The 19,275-nt window shown below is 61.8% G+C and carries 13 protein-coding genes; 5 read left to right on the top strand and 8 right to left on the bottom strand.

Going from position 1 to position 19,275, the window contains the following annotated elements:
* The first annotated feature begins 172 nt into the window (after positions 1-172).
* On the top strand, positions 173-5,029 hold the full coding sequence (locus tag B0W55_RS12825) for a dermonecrotic toxin domain-containing protein (protein WP_077046364.1): 4,857 nt from the start codon (positions 173-175) through the stop codon (positions 5,027-5,029).
* A gap of 110 nt (positions 5,030-5,139) precedes the next feature.
* Here B0W55_RS12825 and metE read toward each other — a convergent pair whose 3' ends face one another.
* Positions 5,140-7,452 carry a 5-methyltetrahydropteroyltriglutamate--homocysteine S-methyltransferase gene (metE, locus tag B0W55_RS12820; protein ID WP_077046363.1) on the bottom strand — a complete coding sequence of 771 codons (2,313 nt, stop codon included), beginning with the start codon at positions 7,450-7,452 and terminating at the stop codon, positions 5,140-5,142.
* 109 nt (positions 7,453-7,561) lie between these two features.
* Between metE and metR the strand changes: the two genes are divergently transcribed.
* Positions 7,562-8,479, top strand: a complete 918-nt coding sequence (gene metR / locus B0W55_RS12815; protein WP_077046362.1) for a transcriptional regulator MetR — start codon at positions 7,562-7,564, stop codon at positions 8,477-8,479.
* 131 nt (positions 8,480-8,610) lie between these two features.
* Here the strand turns inward: metR and B0W55_RS12810 are convergent, their stop codons facing one another.
* From B0W55_RS12810 to B0W55_RS12795, 4 genes are all read right to left on the bottom strand, one after another.
* Positions 8,611-9,108 carry a GNAT family N-acetyltransferase gene (locus B0W55_RS12810; RefSeq protein WP_077046361.1) on the bottom strand — a complete coding sequence of 166 codons (498 nt, stop codon included), beginning with the start codon at positions 9,106-9,108 and terminating at the stop codon, positions 8,611-8,613.
* 99 nt (positions 9,109-9,207) lie between these two features.
* A complete protein-coding gene (locus B0W55_RS12805; RefSeq protein ID WP_077046397.1) occupies positions 9,208-9,621 on the bottom strand; it encodes an NUDIX domain-containing protein in 414 nt (137 codons plus the stop codon).
* Between the two features lie 158 nt (positions 9,622-9,779).
* The gene (locus B0W55_RS12800; RefSeq protein ID WP_077046360.1) at positions 9,780-11,105 is read right to left on the bottom strand and encodes an APC family permease; all 1,326 of its coding nucleotides are present in this window, start codon (positions 11,103-11,105) and stop codon (positions 9,780-9,782) included.
* A gap of 218 nt (positions 11,106-11,323) precedes the next feature.
* Complete coding sequence (locus B0W55_RS12795; RefSeq protein WP_077046359.1) at positions 11,324-12,145, bottom strand: carbon-nitrogen hydrolase family protein; 822 nt, start codon at positions 12,143-12,145, stop codon at positions 11,324-11,326.
* A gap of 119 nt (positions 12,146-12,264) precedes the next feature.
* Here B0W55_RS12795 and B0W55_RS12790 point away from each other — a divergent pair, with 119 nt between their 5' ends.
* A complete protein-coding gene (locus B0W55_RS12790; RefSeq protein WP_077046358.1) occupies positions 12,265-13,065 on the top strand; it encodes a LuxR C-terminal-related transcriptional regulator in 801 nt (266 codons plus the stop codon).
* A 150-nt stretch (positions 13,066-13,215) separates the two neighbouring features.
* Entirely contained in the window at positions 13,216-14,835 is a 1,620-nt protein-coding gene (locus tag B0W55_RS12785) for an FMN-binding glutamate synthase family protein (RefSeq protein ID WP_077046357.1), read from the top strand.
* Between the two features lie 35 nt (positions 14,836-14,870).
* Here B0W55_RS12785 and B0W55_RS12780 read toward each other — a convergent pair whose 3' ends face one another.
* Genes B0W55_RS12780 through B0W55_RS12770 form a run of 3 tightly spaced genes read right to left on the bottom strand, consistent with a single transcriptional unit; the run spans position 14,871 to position 17,748 of the window.
* A complete protein-coding gene (locus tag B0W55_RS12780) occupies positions 14,871-16,406 on the bottom strand; it encodes a glycosyltransferase family 39 protein (RefSeq protein ID WP_077046396.1) in 1,536 nt (511 codons plus the stop codon).
* A gap of 5 nt (positions 16,407-16,411) precedes the next feature.
* Positions 16,412-17,377 carry a glycosyltransferase family 2 protein gene (locus B0W55_RS12775; protein WP_077046356.1) on the bottom strand — a complete coding sequence of 322 codons (966 nt, stop codon included), beginning with the start codon at positions 17,375-17,377 and terminating at the stop codon, positions 16,412-16,414.
* Complete coding sequence (locus B0W55_RS12770) at positions 17,374-17,748, bottom strand: GtrA family protein (RefSeq protein ID WP_077046355.1); 375 nt, start codon at positions 17,746-17,748, stop codon at positions 17,374-17,376. Before B0W55_RS12770 ends, B0W55_RS12775 begins: the two co-directional genes overlap by 4 nt.
* Before the next feature lie 243 nt (positions 17,749-17,991).
* Between B0W55_RS12770 and B0W55_RS12765 the strand changes: the two genes are divergently transcribed.
* Complete coding sequence (locus tag B0W55_RS12765) at positions 17,992-19,119, top strand: OpgC family protein (protein WP_077046354.1); 1,128 nt, start codon at positions 17,992-17,994, stop codon at positions 19,117-19,119.
* Positions 19,120-19,275 lie beyond the last annotated feature (156 nt).

Genomic DNA, 19,275 nt, shown 5'->3' with positions numbered 1-19,275 from the left:
CGAGTCTGATGAAGTTTGTTCAAGCGCGCTGCCACAGTTGCGTGACAGTTTGATGAAATTTGCCCAATGGTCGAGGCGATAACTATGTAGCGCCAGTGCCGCGCCGGTCTTTTTTTAAATGGCCCACTCGTGGAGCGGATTTGCCGCGCCACCCGGACCGAGCCATGTACCCATGACCGATAAACTGTTACCTGACGCCATTTCCCCCGCTCCGATCCTCAGCCCCACCCTGTCGCCCCTGCCGGTCAACATCGACGAAGGCCTGCTGCTGACCGCCACAGCCCGCTGGCGCGACAGCAGCCTTGGCTTGAACGCGTTGTTTGCCAATGTGCCGATTGCGTCAGGTTCGGCCAGCACCTATTGGCACGCCCGAGCCCCCGGCACTCCGCTGTCACGACGGGATCGGGCCGTGGAGCTGTATGGTGAGTATTGCGAGGCTGTTGCCCAGGTCGCCTTCGCCAAGGGCACCGCCACGCCGCCGTTGGCCAAGGACATCACCGACTTGCTGCGCCAACCTGCACATTTGGCCCGCACCACTGAATTCGCCTTGCCCCCCACCCTTGAGCAGACCCCGAACATCAACGCCTACAACGATCAACCGGCTCTGTTTGGCGCCCTGTATGCCGATGTCCCGTGGTCAGTGCGCCAGGCAGCCCTCGACCTTCAGCGCCAGGCGCTCGACCGGTATTTGGGTGAGGAGCTGGAAAGCGCCCGCCATCAGCAAATCGCTGAACGGCTCTCGGATCTGGAAACCGCCGGCCAATCCGCCGATCAGGCCGCCAGCGCTTTGCTCTACCGGGAACGCGTGCTGGACACGGCCACGATCAATCATCAATTCACCGCCTTGTATCAGGCGCACAAGGCTGGCCTGCGCGCGGAGATCGAATTGCAGCGTGCGCTCGAGCAACTGACCGAAGACGAATATCACCTGATCAAAAACCTGTTGGAGCAGCCCGATGACTCCGCACCCGATGCCAATACAATGGTCGCCAGCCTGGTCCTGACCGCCACAAAAGCCGATCAAACCAGCCACGAACTCAGCGGCCCATGGGTCATCAAGCCTTCGGGCTCATCACCGCACACGGGCCTGTTGCTGTATTGGCCCGGCAGCGGCGGCGGCCTGCAACGCTTCGCCAATCAGCAGGCACTGGAGCGCGAGGTGTTCAAGATTCATGACGCCGATGAGGGGCTGGCGTTGCGCTTGAACCCCATCGGCGAAGACCCGCTCCAGTACAGCCTCAATCAACTGACCGATGACTTTGAAGCAAACGCCGCGCAGATCCGTCAGCGCCCACCTGGCGACTCCCGGGCGGCACAGCTGGAAGACTGTCGCCGCCAGGCCCTCGCCCATTTGCAGGTGCCGGTGCATGCCGCCCGCAGCCTGATGTTCTCCCAGCGCCTGGAACAGAACCGCAGCGCTACCCTGGCCACGAACCTGCCCGATTGGCTGAGGAAAAAGGAAGAGAACATCGAGCTCAAGGGGCTGATCGAGGCTTACATCCAGGCGATGCACCGCAGCCACGAGCAACTGGAAATCGCCCTGATGCCGCGCAAGGACTTCACTCGGCAGCGACTGCATGCCCGGCTGAAGAAGGATTTCGCCATCAAGGGGGACTTTCAGGTGCTGCTCGATCTGCCCGATTCGGTGTCCTGGCAGAAACAGTCCATCCCCGCCCCCGGCGCACCCGGTACCCCGCAGAAGCTGGCGCTGATCCCCAGTACCGCCCGCAGCAAAATGGCCCTCGAAGACCTGGCCCAGCTCAACATCGACAACACACCGTCGATGAACCTGGAGCCCTTGCTGCTGCGCCTGTCGTTCATGAAGGTGGAGGTCGGCAGCACCGATGCCAATGAGCGCCAGACATTGAGCCGCGCCATCACCCTGCCCTGGCTGCGCAAGGTTCTGCCCGAGCTGGATCTGGCGCAGGCGTATGAAGCGTTGATCCGCAAAACCTTCATGGGCGCCGACGACGAGGCGACATTTGTCAGCGAGCATCGACGTGAGTGCCTGCTCGAACCCTGGCGCCTGATGCTCAAACTGCAAGGCGAAACCGCTCGCCTGCAACAGCAGATCAATAGTGATGAGCTCAAGGTTTTGTACATCGCCATCGACGCCGATACCCCACAGGCCTGGGCCACCGACGGCAAACGCATCGCGCTGTGGCCAGCGATCCTGAGTGCCGGCGGCAAGGACACGCCCAATGAAGGCCCCGTCACCCTGGCCGGCGTGACTTTCATCGAAGAACGGCACAGTGGCATGACCCTGCTCTATCTGCCGGACAGCCCCGACGGGCAGTTCCTGCGGCGGTACGACACCCTGGAGGCGGCGCGCAAAGCCCTGTTCAACCTGTGCCTGCGCGACGAGATGGTCAGCTACCTGGCGGGGCGCGCCTTGCAGGGTTCGGTGCAGGCCCACGCCAGCCGGATCAATCAGGCCATGCTCAAGCATTTTGACGGGATGATCGCGCTGGGAACGCGCTGGCCCGCCACCACCTCCCTGGCCGCGCACCAACTCAACACCCACATGGGCCGCCTGATCGAAGCCCATCGCGTCACCTCCCGCTCCAACGCGGACCTGTACCGGGAGCGCTATGCGCTGCAGGGTCCACGCGCCTTCAACTACATGAAGATGGCCCTCGGCATGGTGCCCTTCGTCGGCACCGCGCTGGCTTTGTACGATGCCTGGAACAGCGCCAACCTGGCGGTTTCGGCCTTCGTGCGCGGCGAGGTGGGCGATGGTCTGGCAGAAGTCGAATCGGTGCTGCTGTGCCTGATCGATGCGGCCATGGACATCCTGCCCGGCATTGTCGTCGGCCCGCCTAACAGCGCTCGCGCAGCGACCCGAACGCGCCAGATGACGGCCATGCATCAACGGGGCGCCCTGCAATCGTCCACCCTGGACATTGCTCGCCGACTGGCTCAGCGCTTCGACGGTTACGAGTATGAAAGACCGCTCTCGCTGGCGGGGCGGCGACCAGCCGCCCATGGCGTTTATCGCAATATTTATCGGCATGCCGATGGCGATTTCATCGTGCGTCAGGGGCGAGTGTTCCAGGTCGAGCGCAGCAAGGATTCGCGCAACTGGCGTTTGAAAGGCACCACCCAGAAGACCTTCAAGCAGCCCATCGCTTTGGATGAAACTGGACACTGGGATACCTACTTTGGCGTGTATGGCGTGGCGTTCGAAGGCGGCGGCCTGGGTGGCGGCAATATGCTCGGGCATCTGGCGGACACCCTCGACCCGGTCTGGCCACAGGCGATCCGTGAGCGCCTGCCGCGCTGGTGGGTCGACGAGACCTTCCGCCGTGTGCATGCCTTGACCCAGGCCGCCGATGATTTCGCGCCGCGAATCGATGCGCGCCTTAAACAGACCGAAGCCACTCTGGCCGCCTACAACGAGGGGTTGCGAAGCGATCGTGTGCTGACGCTCAGGCAACAAGCGGAAGCCGCCTGCGTAGCCGATATCGAAATGGCCGGGCGCTATTACCAGACCCTGGCTGATCTGGCGCCGTTGACCCACGGCAACAAAAAGCGCGTGCTCCTGGACTTCCAGAGCGATGCCGCGCTGATACTCGCCGACCGTTTCAAGCAGCGCACGTTTCTGGTCAATCATCGCGCCGATGAGTTGCTCGATAGCATTGATGCGCTCACGGACACGCTGTCGACGATGCCTGTCGCCGGCCTGGCACAACGGCTGCGGGTACTGGAAGACATCAGGAAACTGCGACTTGAAATGCTCGATACCTTCGACTCGATCGAAGCTCACCTGCGCGAGCTCAACCATTGGTACCAGCGCATCACGATCAATGCAGACAAGGCCAAACTGACCCCGGAAGTGATGATGTTCAACTCACGCCTGACCGAGGTGAACCTGCTCAATCTGAAAACCGGCCACCTGCTGGATGTGGTGACGCGTTTTGACACCAGCACGGATTTGTCGTGGTTCTTTCTTCAGGGGCAGATGCTGAATATCAGGGAGCGGGTCGAACGGGCGCTGTTCACCCAATTCAGTCTGCCGCAGGTCAGTGCGACCCGCGCCCAACGCAGCCAGATTCTTCAGGATTGCATCGAGCAGTACAGCGAGTTCCTGCGCGAGATGAATGCCTGGACGGCCAGTTACCCACAGCATTTTCATCTGGCGGCGGTGCCGCGGCTGATTGACGGCCTGCTGAAGTTGACCGATCGCGCACGCAAGGCGATCAACCTGCCTGCTCCGGCGACGCCAGCAGGGCCGAGCAGCAAAAAGGTCTTCCGCGCCGAGAACGATCAATGGCTGATCGGCGAGGAGCGCTGGGAGCCCACGACCCGGACCCATCGCTATACCCTGACCGGGCAACGGGGTTACTTGGAGACCTGGGAGCTGGGCGCCAATGGCAAGGCCCGACTGCTGAACCCGCCGCCACAGCCCGCTCAGGCCCAACCCCGCAACCTCGAGTTGTTGTTGGCCGAGGCCCGACAGCGCCTGCAATCCCAGGACACCTATCGAGGTCGGGTCGAAGCCTACGCCAATCAGGACATGCTGCCGGTGGACCTGGAACACATGATGCTCAGCGAGGCGAAGGAACTGAGCCGTCGCGCCCTGGCGATCGAAGAGCTGGCTCCAAGGGATGTGCTGGTGCAGCAGTTGCGGGACAAAGCCAGCGAGTTGATCGCCACCGGCCGCAGGCTACGCACCCGCCAGTCGCTGGCGAGCCAGAACCCCACCGATGGCATGCTCGAGGATCTGCTCAGGCAAGACGCGGTCGAGATCCGCAAGACCAGCCCGCTCAAGCACCTGAGCAAGCGCAAGGATGGTCGCCACGATTTCATGCAGGAGTACGAGATCTGGGACCGTACGCACACACCGCCCAGAGTGCTGTGGTATGCCCATTTCCATTATTCCAAGGCCGCGCCGGCGTTTGGCGGCTTCGAAAAAGCGCATCTGAAATTGCCCGAGCACCGCTTCCTGACCCACGCCGACAATGCCGAGTTGCCTTATGCCGACATCGGCAAAAAATCGGCGGTGCTGCCGTACTTCAATAACCTCTGAGTCACCACCCTGTGGGAGCGGGCTTGCTCGCGAAGAGGCCAGTACATCCAACACAGTTGCTGTGCCCGGAATACCGCCTTCGCGAGCAAGCCCGCTCCCACAGGTTATGTTTACGCCAATTGGCTGCGCAGCTGCCGCGCGGCGGCGACCATGTTTACCAGGGCCGCTTCGGTCTCCGGCCAGGCGCGGGTCTTCAGGCCGCAATCGGGGTTGACCCACAGGCGCTCGGCGGGGATTCGCTGCACCGCCTTGCTCATCAACTTGACCATCTCGGCCGTGTCCGGCACCCGTGGCGAGTGGATGTCGTAGACGCCCGGGCCGATGTCGTTGGGGTAGTCGAACGCCTTGAACGCCTCCAGCAGCTCCATGTCCGAGCGCGAGGTTTCGATGGTGATCACATCGGCGTCCATCGCCGCAATGGCCTCGATCACATCATTGAATTGGCTGTAGCACATGTGAGTGTGGATCTGGGTTTCATCCCGCACGCCGCTGGCGCTCAAGCGGAACGCTTCCACCGCCCAATCCAGATACTCGCGCCATTGCTCACGGCGCAGCGGCAGGCCTTCACGGAACGCCGCTTCATCGATCTGCACGATCTTGATGCCGGCAGCCTCCAGGTCCACCACCTCGTCGCGCAGGGCCAGCGCCAACTGCTGTGCCTGGACTTTGCGCGATACGTCTTCGCGGGGGAACGACCACATCAGCATGGTCACGGGGCCGGTTAGCATGCCCTTCATGACCTTGTCGGTCTGGCGCTGGGCATAGCTGATCCAGTCCACGGTCATGGCTTTCGGGCGGCTAAGGTCGCCGTAGATGATCGCCGGTTTCACACAGCGCGAACCGTAGCTCTGCACCCAACCGAAACGGGTGAAGGCATACCCGTCAAGCTGCTCGGCAAAATACTCGACCATGTCGTTGCGCTCGGCTTCACCGTGCACCAGCACGTCCAGTCCCAGGCGCTCCTGAATCTGCACTGCATGGCGGATTTCGTGATGCATGGCATCGTTGTAATCGTTGGCCGACAGCTTGCCCTGCTTGAACGCCTGACGCGCCAGCCGAATCGAACCGGTCTGCGGGAACGAGCCAATGGTGGTGGTCGGGAACGTCGGCAGTTTCAGGCGTGCGCGCTGCTGCTCGATGCGCTGGGCAAACGGCGACTGACGTTGGCTGTCCTGGGCACCGATGGCGTTGATCCGTGCCTGCACTTCGGTTTTATGAATACGTGGCGACTGCGCACGGCTGGCGGCAGTGGCGCGGCTTTCGGCCAACGCGGCTTGTACTGTCGGTGCCTGGGGATCGTTGAGCGCATCGCGCAGCACGGCAATTTCGCCACACTTTTGCACGGCAAACGCCAGCCAGCTTTTCAGCTCAGGGTCGAGTTTGTCTTCGCGCTCCAGGTCCACCGGGCTGTGCAGCAGCGAGCAGGAACTGCTGACCCACAGGTTGTCGCCAAATCGCTCCTGGGCAAACTGCAGTTGCTCCAGCACCGGCTCCAGTTCGCAGCGCCAGACGTTGCGACCGTTGACCAGTCCCACCGAAAGAACCTTGTAGATGGGCAGGCGATCGAGCACGTGCAGCAATTGGTCCGGCGCACGCACGGCGTCGATGTGCAGGCCCTGCACCGGCAGGCCGACCGCCAGGCCGAGATTGTCCTGCAGGCCGCTGAAGTAGGTCGCCACCAGTTTTTTCAACGGCGAATACTGCAGGATGTGGTAAGCGCGTTCGAACGCGTTTTTCCATTCCTGCGGCAGGTCGAGGGTCAGGATCGGCTCATCGATCTGCACCCACTCCACGCCCTGGGCAGCGAGACGGCCGAGGATCTCGCCGTAGATCGGCAGCAGCCGTTCCAGCAGGTCGAGTTTGTCGAAGTCGTTGCTTTTGGCCTTGCCCAGCCACAGGTAAGTCAACGGGCCGATGATCACCGGCTTGATGCTGTGACCGAGAGCCTTGGCTTGCTCGACTTCATCGAACAACTGCTCCCAGCTCAACTTGAAGCGCTGATCGGCAGTGAATTCCGGGACCAGGTAGTGGTAGTTGGTGTCGAACCACTTGGTCAGTTCCTGGGCATATTGCGCCTGGCCATGCTCGCCGCCGCAGCAACTCGCCGTGGCACCACGGGCCATGGCGAACAGGGTGTCGAGGGTCGGCAGGCCGCGTTCGTCCTTAGTGCTGTCGAACCGCTCCGGGATCACGCCGAAGGTCAGGGAGTGGGTCAGCACCTGGTCGTACCAGGCGAAGTCACCCACCGGCAGCAGGTCGATGCCGGCGTCTTTCTGCAACTGCCAGTGGGTGGCGCGCAACTGGCGGCCGACGTTGTGCAGCGTGGCCTGGTCGAGGTCGCCCTTCCAGTAGCCTTCCAGGGCTTTTTTCAGTTCGCGGTCGGCGCCGATGCGCGGAAAACCTAGGGTGTGGGCCACGGCCATGTCAAATTGCTCCCGGGTAAAAGATGGCGCTATTGTCGACAGCCAGACCAACATGAGACAAACTCAACCTTTTCGTGTTGATCACAAGTTTTCCTCATGGAGCCATCCGGTGCTTGAAATCCGTCACCTCAAGACCCTGCACGCCTTGCGCGAAGCCGACAGCCTGGTGGATGCAGCCGACCGGCTGCACCTGACCCAGTCGGCGCTGTCCCACCAGTTCAAGGAACTGGAAGAGCGCATGGGCATGCCGCTGTTCGTGCGCAAGACCAAACCGGTGCGCTTCACCAGCGCCGGTTTGCGCCTGCTGCAACTGGCCGACGCCACCCTGCCGCTGCTGCGTGCCGCCGAGCGCGACATCGGTCGTCTGGCCGGTGGCACCGCCGGGCGCCTGCACATGGCCATTGAGTGTCACAGTTGCTTCCAGTGGCTGATGCCGACCATCGACCAGTTCCGCGATGCCTGGCCGGAAGTCGAGCTGGACCTGGCCTCGGGCTTCTCCTTCGCGCCGCTGCCGGCCCTGGCCCGTGGCGACCTGGACCTGGTGGTGACCTCCGACCCGCTGGAACTGGTGGGGATCACCTATGTGCCGTTGTTCACCTACGAAGCGATGCTTGCGGTGGCGAACCAGCATCGGCTGGCGAGCAAGGCCTACATCGTCCCCGAGGACCTGGTCACGGAAACCCTGATCACCTACCCGGTGGAGCGCGATCGCCTGGACATCTTCACCCGCTTCCTGGAACCGGCCGACATCGAACCGGCCCAGGTCCGTACTTCGGAATTGACGGTGATGATGATGCAACTGGTGGCCAGCGGCCGCGGCGTATGCGGCATGCCCCACTGGGCGCTGCATGAATACAGCTCACGGGGCTACGTGAAGGGCAAGCGCCTGGGGGAGAAAGGATTGTTTGCGACGCTGTACGCGGCGATTCGTGCGGACATGCTGGACGCGCCGTACATGCGCGATTTCCTGCTGACGGCCAAGGACACGTCGTTTTCGACGCTGGATGGCGTCAGCGCCGTTCGCTAAAGCGATGATCCCCTGTAGGAGCGAGCATGCTCGCGATGGACCTGAGAGCGACACGGGGCGTCAGGCTTGCAGCGTTATCGTTGACGACCATCGCGAGCCTGCTCGCTCCTACAGGGGGATGGCGGTGATCCTCAGATCTTGCGCCACATGTGAATCTTGTCGAAGTACTCTTCCCCCACTCGCACGGCCATGGGCTCCAGACCAAACTGGATAAAGCCGCAGCGCCGATAGAGGTTGAACGCAGCCTCGTTGCCGGCAGTGACGGTCAGCTTTATCAACCGCAATTCCTGATGGCTGCGCGCCTCGGCCAGCACTGTCTCCACCAGTTGATACCCAAGCCCCCGCTGACGCACATTGTCGGAGACATACATGCCGAACAACGTCGCCTTGTGCCGAGCCTTTTCTCGGGGCTCGAAGGCCAGTCCCGCGATACCCGCCAACCTCCCCTCCTCAAACCCACCGAACACCACGTCCAGCTTGCCGGTCAGCCTCGACTCCCACCAACTCAACGGCATCGACGCCCGCTCGCGCACGCTGGAGGTGAACGCCTGCGGATGGCGGTCATAGGCTTCAAGCATCAGCTCCCGGTAGGCAAGTGCATGACTGGCATGCAGCCGCTCGATCCACATGCTCAGACCATCCGCCGTTGTTCAAGCATCAGGCGCAGCGCCGCGGCGAAAATCAGCAAGTCTTGAAGCGGGATCATGGTGGCTCCCTGGCGTGGAGGATCAGGCGATCGCGGTCAGCGAAGCCCGATAAAACGGCAGGATCAGGTCCCGTGTCAATGGCGCAAGAAAGAGACCGCCGTCGGTGGCCGGGTCGATCCAGATCACCTCTTCGATCTCGGCTGCCGGGGTGACATCCGCATCGATATTGAGCAGGAAAATCTCGGCCTTGACGACAAACCCCGGTTCGTTGGCGGCAGGGGCGGAGAATTGGCCGAGGAAGGTCGCCTGCGCCGGATCGATCACCAGCCCCAGCTCTTCTTCCAGCTCGCGGGCCAGGGCGTGGGTTGGCAGCTCATGGGCTTCGATCTTGCCCCCCGGCTGCATGAACGCCTCGGTGCCGCGCTTGCGCACCAGCAGGGTTCGGCTGTCGGGGCCTATCAACAGGGCGGCGGCGATATGGATACAGGTCGACATGAAAAAGGCCTTTGACTCGAAAACGGCAAGGATCACATGTCCGCCATGTAGGAGCGAGCTTGCTCGCGATGGTCGTCAACGATGACGCTGGGTGCCTGATGCCCCGCGGCGTATTGAAGTCCATCGCGAGCGAGCTCGCTCCTACAGGTTGGGGGCGGTCAGGTGGCTTCCTGGAAATCCATCTCCGGTGGCTGACGACGGAAGCCGCCGGTCAGCACTGCCAGGTAAACCACACCGATCGCCAGCCAGCTCAGGCCGAGGTAGATCGCCAGGTGGTCGAGGCTGACCATCAGCCACAGGTCCGCTGCCAGGCCGATGAACGGGAACAGCAGGAACAGCACGAACTCACGCAGTCCTCGTTTTTCGCCGCCGATCCAGTAATGGAAGATCACCGACAGGTTCACCAGGCTGAAGGCCAGGAACGCGCCGAAGTTGATGAACGAGGTCGAGGTGGTGACGTCGAGTTTCAACGCCAGCAAGGCCACCACAGCGCAAAGCAGGATGCTGTTGATCGGCGTGCCGAAGCGCTCGTGCAAGGTGCCGAAAAACGATTTGGGCAAGACCCCGTCGCGGCCCATGGCGTAAAGCAGGCGCGAACCGCTGGCCTGGGCGGAGAGGCCCGATGCGAACTGGCCGACGATCAGGCCGATGAGGAAGATCGACACGAACAGGTCGCCGCCGATGTTGCGGGCGATTTCATAGGCGGCCGAATCCACGCTGTCGAACTGGAACGATGGATGGGCGATCTGCACGAAGTACGACACGCCGACAAAGATCAACCCGCCGATCAGGGTGATCAGCATGATCGCCCGGGGAATGGTGCGACGCGGGTCGCGGGTTTCTTCGGTCAGGGTGCTGACCGCATCGAAACCCAGGAACGAATAGCAGGCGATGGCCGCACCGCTCATGATCAACGGCATCTGCATGTCGCCATTGAAGAACGGTTTGATCGACCACAACGGCGTGCTCGCATCGCCACCGACGTAGTGCACGCACAGCGCGACGAAGGCCACCAGCACCAGGAACTGCACCAGCATCAGCAGGGCATTGATGCCGTTGGCCAGTTTCAGGCCGACGATGTTGATGGCGCTGGTGATGCCGATGAACGCCAGCACCCAGATCCACTGCGGCACGGCCGGGAACGCGGAATTGAGGTAGGCGGCGCCGATCAGCCAGATCGCCATGGGCAGGAACAGGTAATCGAGCAGCACCGCCCAACCGGCGATGAACCCCAGTTTCGGGCTGATGGCCTTGCGCACATAACTGTAGGCGGAACCGGCGACCGGGAAGGCCGAAGCCATGCGGCCGTAGCTCATGGCGGTAAAGAACATCGCCACCAGCGCCGCCAGGTAAGCGGCCGGCACCATGCCAGCGGTGGATTGAGCGAGGATGCCAAAGGTGCCGAGGACAATGATCGGCGTCATGTAGGCGATGCCAAACAGCACCACCGACCCTAATGACAGGGTGCGTTGCAAACGAGCCATGAGCGACTACTCCGGATGTTATTGGATTTATGGCAGAGCCGAGTTCGGCGCAGAGAGTTTCGGGTGTTGCGATTATTGTTGTTGGGTGATCGATCAGGCAGCTGTGTTGCCTGTCATGGCCTCTTCGCGAGCAAGCCCGCTCCCACCTTTGGAATGCTTACCCCTGTGGGAGCGGGCTTGCTCGCGAAGGCGCCAGGCCGGACACCACTGAGTCCGGATCAGCCCTTGGGAATCAGCAGCTCGCGCAATCCACCAGCCTGCTCAACCAGCTCCCCCGGCAACTTCAGCCGCTGATCATCCAGATAGCGATAATCCTGGCGCGCGGCCTTCAACCGGTTCAGGTCCAGCGTCACGGCAAACTGCCCTTCCTCGCGCCCGGCCTCGAACAACAGCGTGCCCAGCGGATCAACCAGCGCACTCCCCCCAGCGAACAGCAACCCGCCATCACCCGCTTCCACCCGGTTGACCATCAGCGCAAACGCCTGGTTTTCCTGGGCACGGGCCATGATCGCGGTGCGGTGGGTGGGACCGTAGGGGTCCATGTTGCCGTTGGTCACCAGCAGCACTTCGGCGCCCAGTTGCGCCAGGGCACGGGCGGACTCGGGGAATTCGATGTCGTAGCAAATCAGCAGGCCCACGCGCACACCGTTCCACAGGCAGGTGGCGTAACGATCGCCCGCTTCATAAACACCGCGATCCGACGCCCACAGGTGGGTCTTGCGGTACTTGAGCGCGATGCCTTCGGGGGTGATCAGCAAGGTGGTGTTGTAGAAACGACCGTTGTCGTTCTCGGCGGTGCCGATGACGACCGCAATGTTGCGTTCACGGGCGGCGGTGATGATCGCGCTGACGGTCGGGCCGTCCAGCGGCTCGGCGACTGCCGCCACGGACTCGGCCGACGGAAAACCCATCAAATGACTTTCCGGGAACATGATCAGTTGCGTGTCGGCAGCGCAGGCATTGATTGCCGCCAGGGCGCGCTCGAGGTTGTAAGCCGTGTCGTTGTCACGGCCCGCCAATTGGGCGAGTTCGACTTTCATGGGTAGTCCTTGTTCTGGGCGCCGGAAAGATTGCCCGGTCGCTGTCTGTGCGCCAGTATGCGCAGCAAGCACGCGGCCGGGGAATTACGCCGCCGGGGTAACACGATAGGGGTAGATGCATGACACTCTCGTTGGACGACATCGCCTGGCACCGTTCGGTGGGGCAACTGATCGACGCCCTGGACAAGCCTAACTTCTGGACCCAACTCGTGCGCCTGCTGGGTCAGTACGTGCCCTGTGACAGCTGGGTCGCGCTGCTGTTCAGCGCCGACCAGCACCCCCAGGTGTTCGCCGAATGCCCGGGAGAGGACGGCAGCCCCGACCAGTTGTTCCAGGATTACCTGCGCGGCCTGTACCTGCTCGATCCCTTCTACATCGCCTGCCGCGAGCAGTCGCGCACCGGTCTGTACCGTTTGTCGGAGGTGGCGCCGGAGCATTTCGAACTCACCGAGTACTATCAACGATACTTTCGTGTGAATGTCGTGGCCGACGAAATCCAGTTTAATTGTCAACTGGAGGGCGACCGCACGCTGTGCCTGTCACTGGGCAGCAAGCAGCGCTTCAGCGCCGAGCAGATTGCCTTGCTGTCGCTGATCCAGCCGTGGGTACTGGGCTTGCTGCGTCAGCGCCTGCCTTACGAGATCAACGAAGTGGTGGCCCTTGTGCCGGCGTCGGTGCAAGGCGACTGGCGGGTGCAGTTGGAGGAGTCGGTGCAACAGCTCAAGGGCGCGCAGTTGACCGCCCGGGAGCTGGATGTGGGGCGCCTGATGCTCAGCGGTTGCTCCAGCAAGGAAATCGCCCGCAAACTGGAAATCTCCATCGAAACCGTGAAAGTCCATAAGAAACACATGTACAGCAAGCTGGGGATCAAGTCCCAGTCGGAGCTGTTTTCAATTTTTCTCCAGGCCCAGAACGCCTGAAACAAAACTGAACCGCTTTTATGTGGGAGCGGGCTTGCTCGCGAAGAGGCCATCGCATCCAACATCGATATCGGCTGACACACCGTTTTCGCGAGCAACAGCAGTTTTGCATGTAGCCACATTGACTGAGTCCGAACCCAAGGAAACCGTATGAGCCTGTCACTCCTGAGCCGCTACGCCTTCTTTGCCGTCTGCGTGATATTCACCCTCGCCAGCCTGCCCTTTCTCCACCACGACTGGCTCTGGCCAATCACCGCCGTCACCTTCGTGCTCAGCCTGATCGGCATCGGCGACCTGCTGCAAAGCCCTCACGCGGTGCGGCGCAACTACCCGATCCTGGGCAACATCCGCTATCTGGTCGAAGCCATTCGCCCGGAAATCCGCCAGTACCTGCTCGAATCCGACAGCGATGCCCTGCCCTTTTCCCGGGCCCAGCGTTCGCTGGTGTATTCGCGGGCCAAGAATGAAAGCGCCGACAAACCCTTCGGTACCTTGATCGACGTGTATCAATCCGGCTTCGAATTCATCGGCCACTCGATGCGCCCGGCGCCGTTGAGCGATCCCGCCGGGTTCCGGGTCACGGTGGGCGGTCCGCAATGCACCCAGCCGTATTCGGCGTCGGTGTTCAACATTTCGGCCATGAGCTTCGGCTCGCTCAGCGCCAACGCCATCCGTGCGTTGAACCAGGGCGCCAAACTCGGCAACTTCGCCCACGACACCGGCGAAGGCAGCATCAGCCCCTACCACCGCGAACACGGCGGCGACCTGACCTGGGAGCTGGGCAGCGGCTATTTCGGCTGCCGCACCAGCGACGGTCGTTTCGACCCGGAACGCTTTGCCGCCCAGGCACGAACGCCTCAGGTGCGGATGATCGAAATCAAGATGAGCCAGGGCGCCAAGCCCGGCCACGGCGGGATCCTGCCCAAGCACAAGGTCACTAAAGAGATCGCCGAAACCCGTGGCATCCTGATGGGCGAGGACTGCGTCTCGCCGTCGCGGCACAGTGCGTTTTCCACGCCGATCGAGATGATGCATTTCATCGCGCAACTGCGTGAACTGTCCGGCGGCAAACCGGTGGGCTTCAAGTTCTGCCTGGGTCATCCGTGGGAATTCATGGGCATCGCCAAGGCCATGCTGGAGACCGGCATTCTTCCGGACTTCATCGTGGTCGACGGCAAGGAAGGCGGCACCGGCGCCGCGCCCGTGGAGTTCACCGACCACATCGGCGTGCCGATGCGCGAGGGCCTCTTATTCGTGCACAACACCCTGGTGGGCCTGAACCTGCGGGACAAGATCAAGCTCGGCGCCAGCGGCAAGATCGTCAGTGCGTTCGATATCGCCAGCGTCCTGGCCATCGGCGCCGACTGGGCCAACTCGGCGCGCGGCTTCATGTTCGCCATCGGTTGCATCCAGTCTCAAAGCTGCCACACCAACAAATGCCCGACCGGCGTCGCCACCCAGGACACCCTGCGCCAGCGCGCACTGGTGGTGCCGGACAAGGCCCAGCGCGTCTACAACTTCCACCGCAACACCCTCAAGGGCCTGGCGGAAATGCTCGCCGCTGCGGGCCTGGAACACCCGTCGCAACTGTCGGCCAAGCACCTGGTGCGACGCATGTCGGCCACCGAGATCAAGCTGTTCTCGCAGTTGCATGTGTTCCTCAAACCGGGCGAGCTGCTGACCGGCGAGGTCAATGGCGAGTTCTATTCGCGGATGTGGCAGATGGCGCGGGCGGACAGTTTCGAGCCCAATGAAATCGCAGCGGCCTGATGCCGATCATGCGGCGCTGAAGGTCTGGGCAGACTTCAGCGTCCGCCGTCCAGGATGAACAACCAGGCTTCGACACCGCCACCGTCGATCTTGAGGGTTTGCTTCCACCTCTCAGGGAAAGTCACCACGTCCTCTGGCTTGGGCTTGCCCGTCACCCACCAGACTCTTTTCGCAGCGGGCTTGAACCTCGAGACATCGCTGAAAAAAATCCAGTCCAGACGCTGCGGGATCAGACTCCAGCCGCCGTAGTCACTGGGCCTGCGCGCCGTCCCGCTGGCGGATTGGCTGATGTACAACCGCGGCTGTATGCCCGTGCTGTTGTAGTAGGTGTACGGCAAATACCAGAACAAGCCGTCGACGATAATCTCATCGCCCGCCTGGGCCTGACGATTGATTGCCCCGGCGATCGTGTCCAGCCGGGCCAACCTGCGAACCTCGGTCCCGTTCGAGGCATCTTGCTGCGCATACACCGTCAGCACGCCCTGCACTTCCAAGGCAGCGAACAGACTCAAACAGATCAAGGCCATTACCGGTCGGTGCCTGGCCATTACCTGCAGCGCCAGCGCCGCAATCAATGGTAAGCCGACGGCGGCGAAGGCCAGGTAGCGGGTGACGAACACGGGAACGATCAAGGAAACCAGGAACACCGTGATGGCCGGGACAAAGAAATAGCTGATCAGCAGCACGGTTGCGCGACGGTCGACAGGTGCCTTGAACAGCGCGATGACGCAACAGGCGATCATCAAGGCGCAAAGCAGCAGCGCCCACCACAACCCGCCATCGACCGCCGAAATCATCGCCGTGCATTGGGACACGAGCCCCGGCAACATCGACCATGTCGTTGGCGGCACCCATTCGAGGCCGTTCATGCGCCTCATCTGATCCACCAGATGAGGCAGCCACGGCAGGTACAACGCGACTATCGCGACATTGGCCATCAACCATTTTCGAGCCGGCAATGCGACAGTTTGCCCCGTCCCCAATCCCGACCAGTACAGCCAATGCACCAACACGCAAAGCGCCGCAAAATAGTGGGTATAGAACGCGGCACTCATCAGCATTGCGTAGAGGGCCGCGTAACTTTTGGATTGCGATTGCCGATGCCAGCACACCAATGCGACCGTGGCCGCCATCAGCCAGAAGCCGAGCATGGCGTACATCCGCACTTCCTGACTGTAGCGAACGGATATCGGCAACAGCGCCAGCATGAGTGCGGCAAAACAGGTCGCTCTTGGGGTAGCGACCAGGCTCATCAGTTTCAGACACAGCACCAGCGTGCCGACATCGGCCACCGCACTCAGCCCACGCAATGACATCACGCTGTTGCCAAACAACAGCCCCCAATAATGCAGAATCACGTAATACAGCGGCGGGTGAACGTCACGGGCCGTCGTCGCCCAGATCAGCGCTGGCGAGCGCTGGCTGAGCAACACGCTGAAGGCTTCGTCATACCAGATGACTGGCACTGAAATCCCGTGGAACCTGAGCACCAACGCCAGAACAACCAACGCCATCAACGCTGAACGATACAGCCGTTGCTGGCTCACCGGCGCCTCAGCCAACCGCGTCATGGTGTTCACAGGCTCTTGGTCATCGAGGGTTTTTCTGCGGTCTGGCGAGCACGCTTGACGATGTCCTTGATGACATACCGCGGCCGATGCTTGGCCTCGATGTAGATGCGCCCGATGTACTCGCCGAGGATGCCGATGCCGATCAGTTGCACACCGCCCAGGAACAGAATGGCCGTCATCAAGGAGGGGTAACCGGGAACGCTGTTGCCGTTGAAAACCTTGTCCAGCACCATGTACACCGCGTACAGCACCGCGAACAACGACACCAGGCCACCGACATAAGTCCAGAGCCGCAACGGCACGGTGCTGAACGACGTCACGCCTTCCAACGCCAGGTTCCACAGCTTCCAGCCGTTGAACTTGCTGCTGCCCGCCACCCGCGCAGCGCGCTCGTACTCGACCACCACGGTGTTGAAACCGGCCCAGGACAGCACACCTTTCATGAACAATTGGTGCTCGGGCAATGCGCGAATCACATCGACCACCTTGCGATCCATCAGGCGGAAATCGCCGACGTTTTCTTCGATGCGGGTGTAGGAGATGCGGTTGAGCAGGTGATAGAACATCGACGCGCTGTGGCGCTTCAAGTAGCTGTCGGAACGTCGGTCACGGCGTTTGGCCAACACCACATCGGCGCCTTTCTGCCATTGCTCGATAAGCAACGGAATCACGTTGATCGGGTCCTGCAGGTCGACATCCATGGGGATCACGGCGTCACCGGTGGCATGTTCCAGGCCGGCGAACAGCGCCGGTTCCTTACCGAAGTTGCGGGAGAAATTGATCAGCACCACCAGGTCGTCCATCTCTGCCAGCGCAGCGGCCTTTTGTGCCGTGCTGTCGCTGCTGCCGTCGTTGATGAAGACGATTTCCACCTCGGTGTCGACCAGCGTCAGTTCGCGGCGCACGGCGCGATAAAACAGTTCGATCGCCTGCTCTTCGTTGAATACCGGGACGATCAGCGAAACCTTCATGCTGCACGCTCGCGAAACACCACGTACTTGGAAAACAGGAAACCGCACACCAGGCTCAGGGCAGAGAACAACGCCACGGTCAGCAGGCCATGCAGTCGCCACGCATCGCCGAAATGCCCGACGCCATAGCTCAGCGCGCCCATCGCTGCCAGGAACAGCAGATAGCCGCCAACCGACATCTTGTGTTCAAAGGTGAAGAGGGCATTCATGTAGAAGGAAAACGAAGCGGCGACGCAGAACGCGGCCAGATTGCTGACCGCCTGGCGAAATTCCGCGGCCACGCTCAGCAGGAAGAAGATCTGCCAGTGAATGAGGGTGTTGGCGACGCCGATCACCGTGTAGCTGGAAAAGCCCTTCCACAACCTGCTCATAGTGAAGTCCCTGGCTGAGTACGGTTCAAAGTCACTCAAGCATTGGAGCCCGTCTACTGTCAGAAATCACAGGCAACGGCACCTTTCAGACCAGCGGTTAAACGCCTTATCAACATCCGGTAATACCCCGACTTTGCAATTGCCGGCATTTGCGGCCACCCTGCGCGCCGCCGATGAGCGGCGGGCAACATTCCGAGGCTTCGGCTAGTCCTTTGTTCAACACCTGTTTACGAGCATGCCGTCATGACGATAGCGCGCGATCACCGGATCGATTTTTTTCGCGGCCTGGCACTGATCTTCATCTTCTGGGATCACGTCCCCCACAACCCTCTGGGGCAAATCACCCTGCGTAACTTCGGCTTCAGCGATGCGGCCGAAGTCTTCGTGTTCCTGGCCGGTTATGCCGCCGTGCTGGCCTACGGCAAAGTGCTGGCGCGGGAAGGGTTCCTGATTGCCTGCGTGAAAATCCTGCGCCGCGCCTGGGTGCTGTACGTGGTGCATATCTTCCTGCTGGCGATGCTGATGGGCATCGTGTTCTTCGCCAACAGCCACGTGGAAACCCGGGACCTGGTGGAAGAAATGGGCATGCATCACTTCATCAGCGACCCGCAGCAAGCCCTGATCGATGAACTGCTGCTGCGCTTCAAGCCCAACCTGATGGACCCGCTGCCGCTGTATATCGTGCTGTTGGCAGGCCTGCCGCTGGCGCTGCCATTGATGGTGCGCAACACCTGGGTGGTGGTGGCACTGTCGTTGGCGGTGTACCTGGGCGCGCAGTGGTTCGGCTGGAACCTGGCCGCCATCAAGGACGGCGTGTGGTACTTCAACCCCGTCGCCTGGCAACTGCTGTTCGTGCTGGGCGGTGCGGCGGCGATCCACACCCAGCGCCCGCGTCTGCCGCAGACGCAGCCGTTGATCCGCCAGCCGCTGTTCATGACCGCGGCGGTGTACGTGGTGATCACCGGGGTAATGAGCCTTGCCTGGCGCTGGCCGCAAATACACGACGCCCTGGTGCCGGCCCAAGTGAGTGAGTGGCTGTACCCGATCAGCAAGACCAACCTGTCACCCGCCCGCCTGCTGCACTTCCTCGCCCTGGCCTACGTCACCGCCAAACTGCTGCCCGACAACGGCTGGACGCAACACTGGCTGGCCCGGCAAAGCTGCCGCATGGGGCGTTTCTCCCTGGAAATCTTCTGCCTGGGCGTACTGCTCGCCCCCCTGGCCGACATGCTCAATGCCCTGACCGACGACGCCTTTGCCATGCAGATTTTTACCGCACTGGTGGGTGCCGGGTTGATGGCGCTGCTGGGGGCGTGGCTGGAGTTCAACAAGCGGTTGAATAGGCCGATGCAGATGGCGGCTGCTGGTTGAGGGTTTTTGCAGCGAGGCGAGTTTTTTGTGGCAGATGAGCTTTTGTGGCGAGGGAGCTTGCTCCCGTTGGGCTGCGAAGCGGCCCCAAGGTGACTGCTGCGCAGTCGACGGGAGCGAGGGTGTCAGAAATTTTGTGTTCGGGCATAACATGAGTAA

The organism is Pseudomonas sp. KK4 (assembly GCF_001984065.1).
Taxonomy (GTDB): domain Bacteria; phylum Pseudomonadota; class Gammaproteobacteria; order Pseudomonadales; family Pseudomonadaceae; genus Aquipseudomonas.
This window is presented reverse-complemented; position numbering and strand designations above follow the sequence as displayed.